Source organism: Flavobacterium psychrotolerans (genome assembly GCF_003097635.1).
Taxonomy (GTDB): Bacteria; Bacteroidota; Bacteroidia; order Flavobacteriales; family Flavobacteriaceae; genus Flavobacterium; species Flavobacterium psychrotolerans.
This window is the reverse complement of record NZ_QCZI01000042.1, coordinates 1-1,676: the sequence shown is the minus strand read 5'-3', so window position 1 is coordinate 1,676 and position 1,676 is coordinate 1. Positions and strand designations below refer to the sequence as shown.

The 1,676-nt window shown below is 53.3% G+C and carries 2 protein-coding genes; one reads left to right on the top strand and one right to left on the bottom strand.

Annotated elements, in window-relative coordinates; translation table 11 throughout:
- Positions 1–131: 131 nt before the first annotated feature.
- Positions 132–1,282, bottom strand: a protein-coding gene (locus DB895_RS14070) for an IS3 family transposase (protein ID WP_085983004.1) whose coding sequence is annotated in 2 segments (ribosomal slippage) — positions 132–1,048 and positions 1,048–1,282 — 1,152 coding nt in all. Because the reading frame shifts where the segments join, the coding sequence is not laid out codon by codon here.
- A 92-nt stretch (positions 1,283–1,374) separates the two neighbouring features.
- Between DB895_RS14070 and DB895_RS14065 the strand changes: the two genes are divergently transcribed.
- Positions 1,375–1,676: HDOD domain-containing protein (locus DB895_RS14065; protein ID WP_116725987.1), on the top strand; the 302-nt coding region annotated here is incomplete at its 3' end.

Sequence of the window (1,676 nt, the reverse complement as noted above, 5' to 3'; positions counted from 1 at the left end):
TACGAGGGGTTTGATGACTTCCTAGGCCATTACTTAAGCCTCGAACCTGGCTCAGCACTGATTGACTCTTGTTGGAGCACTTATCAAATTCGCAGTGATTACTTTGATCACTATGAATCGCCCCTGCTTTCCTAGACACTCTCCAAGCTCAGGAAATAGCGTTTCTCATACTCTACTGGAGACAGCTGCATAGCACTGCTGTGTCGACGCTTAGGGTTATAGAACATCTCGATGTAATCGAAAATATCACTTCGGGCTTCGTCACGCGTTGCGTAGATCTTTCGTCGGATTCGCTCCCGCTTCAAAAGCTGGAAAAAGCTCTCCGCTACGGCATTGTCGTGGCAGTTTCCCCGTCGGCTCATGCTGCTGATCACATTATTGGCCTTCAGGAAGCTTTGCCAATCTGAGCTACTGAACTGACTGCCTTGGTCTGAGTGAATCATCACTTGCTGCTGTGGCTTGCGTCGCCACACGGCCATCAGCATGGCGTCGATGGCCAGGTCGCTGCTCATTCTGGGCTTCATTGACCAACCAATGACTTGGCGGGAGAACAGATCCAGCACTACCGCCAGGTACAGCCACCCTTCATAGGTGCGGATGTAGGTGATATCGGTCACCCAGACTTTATTCGGCTCACTGACCTTGAACTGCCGGGCCAGATGGTTGGGGGATGCCACTGTTGGTTTTCCGCCATAAAACCCAGTACGACGGCGATAGCCCGTTTGCGAACGCAGCCCCTCTGCCTGCATCAAGCGACCGACTCGATTTCGCCCACAGATCTCTCCTAGCTCTCGCAGGTCATCGTGAATCTTGCGATAGCCATACACGCCGCCGCTTTCTAACCAGGCCTGCTTGATCAAGCCAAGCAGGCGCTGATCTTCTTTGGCTCGGGCAGATTGAGGTTCGGCCAACCAAGCGTAGTAGCCGCTGGGATGCACCTTGAGGGTTTGGCAAAGGCGCCGCACCGGGTAATGCGTCGAGTGCTTTTTGATGAAGGCGTACTTCAGTTGCACTCCTTGGCAAAGTACGCGGCGGCCTTTTTTAAGATGTCTCGCTCTTCAGTCACGCGCTTGAGTTCTGCGCGAAGCTTGCGCAGTTCGGCTTGCTGCTCATCGTCTTGCTGACGCTGCTCTTGGGGTTTGCTGTAGAGCTTGATCCAGGCGTAGAGGCTGTGAACAGACATGCCCAGGCGCTGGGCAACATCGGCGACAGGATTGCCTTTCTCGGTCACTTGCTTGACCGCTTCGATCTTGAATTCTTCGGGGTAACGCTGACGACTCATGGCACCTCCTATTTGGGCCTCATTATGAGGCTTGGAGGTGTCTACGAAACCAGGGGCGATTCAAGCTGACTCATATTCTCATTGAGATTTTTATGAAACCCCTGGCAAAAATTTTTCAGAATCCTGCAGCCTTACCAACGATCTCCTCGGTGGTAATGGAACTGCTAGCGATGTCGAGGGACCCTTCAGTACCGCTGGCCAACATTGTGAAAGCCGTGAGCCTTGACCAGGCTCTCGCGGCGAAGGTGCTACGCACGGCAAATTCTGCTTATTTCGGCAGGAGCGGTACTATTTCCCGTCTTGAGGACGCCATATCGACCATTGGCATTCACAATTTCCGAACCACCATCATTACCACCGGCCTATTGAAGGCGCTGCCTGACGCCCCAGGCAT